This is a genomic window from Sporosarcina contaminans, from assembly GCF_042679045.1.
GTDB classification, from domain to species: Bacteria; Bacillota; Bacilli; order Bacillales_A; family Planococcaceae; genus Sporosarcina; species Sporosarcina contaminans.
On record NZ_JBHTLT010000050.1, the window covers coordinates 1 to 508 of the forward strand.

At 45.7% G+C, this 508-nt stretch carries 1 protein-coding gene; it reads left to right on the forward strand.

The window, feature by feature from the left end:
• Positions 1-508: transposase (locus ACFQ38_RS11280; RefSeq protein ID WP_381480933.1), on the forward strand; the 508-nt coding region annotated here is incomplete at both ends.

Consider the following 508-nt stretch of genomic DNA (forward strand, 5'->3'; position numbering starts at 1 on the left):
CATGTCTTTATTGATTCGACCCACGTGAAAGCGAGTGCGAATAAGAGAAAGTTCGAGAAGAAGGTTGTTCGTAAAGAGACGCGGGCTTATGAAAAAAGGCTCCAGGAGGAGCTCAACCTCGACCGGGAAAAGCATGGGAAGAAACCATTTCCGCCCGAAAAGTTTGAGAAGGAAGAGTACAAGGAAATTAAAGAATCGACAACAGACCCTGAGAGTGGTTACTACGTAAAAGATGAACGGACAAAGCAGTTTGCCTATTCTTTTCACGCAGCTACGGACGAGAAGGGTTTTGTACTTGCAAACATTGTGACTCCAGGAAATGTTCACGACAGCCATATGCTTGAGCCACTAGTCCAGAAGGTGATCGATCAGGTGGGACGCCCAGTCATCGTTGTCGCTGATGCAGCCTACAAGACACCAGCTATTGCGAATTTCCTTTTAGAGAATCATGTCCTTCCTGCACTTCCGTACAAACGACCAATGACAAAAGAAGGCTTCTTTAAAAAAC